Here is a 656-nt window from a genome sequence, read left to right as displayed (position 1 = left end):
ATAACGACGAAAATAAACTCTGTAAAGCGAAAAACATTGTTGGTTTAAATGGTCTTTGAATTCATCCATATTCGTTGCTTGTGATTGGTCTATCACCTCTCTGATTTCATCTTTCCATGAATATTGGGCTGTTGATTTTGTATTAGGATCAGCAATTGCTTTTTCTGTTTGTGTGTAACGCAATCGTGCGGTATCTTTCTCTGGCACACTTAAGCCATGTGCTCGACAGACCTCATCATTCAAATCCCTTAAATCACGTAAGGCTTGTTTATTGTTGTTAAATTTCTTGCCTGTTTCAAGATTAATTGCATTAATCACAATATGATTGTGTATATGATCCGTATTATTATGTGTGTACATAGCGACTTGATGATTAGGCGCTATTTTCTCAGCGAGTTCTAAACCTAACTGATTACATTGTTCGGGTGTGACTTCGTCGGGTTTAAATGATTGGATAATGACATGCCCTTGGTTACCATCAGTTTTACCATACAGTTCGCGAGAGGCTTTAAAACTCGATTTGGCATAATCCACATCACAATTTAAGCCACTTTTTTCTACAGCTCGTTTCTCAGCATAGTTGATAGCCCGTGACGTTGATTTGGTGGCACTTAATTTAGTTGTTGCCATCATCATCACGTCGTTTTCTTTTATTT

Annotated in this window: 1 protein-coding gene; it reads right to left on the bottom strand. The window is 37.3% G+C overall.

Annotation, left to right across the window (positions count from 1 at the left end; genetic code table 11):
- Positions 1–636, bottom strand: a 636-nt coding sequence (locus AB840_RS15550) for a relaxase/mobilization nuclease domain-containing protein (RefSeq protein ID WP_461782352.1), incomplete at its 3' end; no start/stop codon positions are given.
- Positions 637–656: the final 20 nt, after the last annotated feature.

The sequence above is a fragment of the Megasphaera cerevisiae DSM 20462 genome, assembly GCF_001045675.1.
In the GTDB taxonomy this organism is placed as follows: Bacteria; Bacillota; Negativicutes; order Veillonellales; family Megasphaeraceae; genus Megasphaera; species Megasphaera cerevisiae.
The sequence above is the reverse complement of the archived record's forward strand: the minus strand, read 5'-3'. Positions and strand labels throughout refer to the sequence as shown.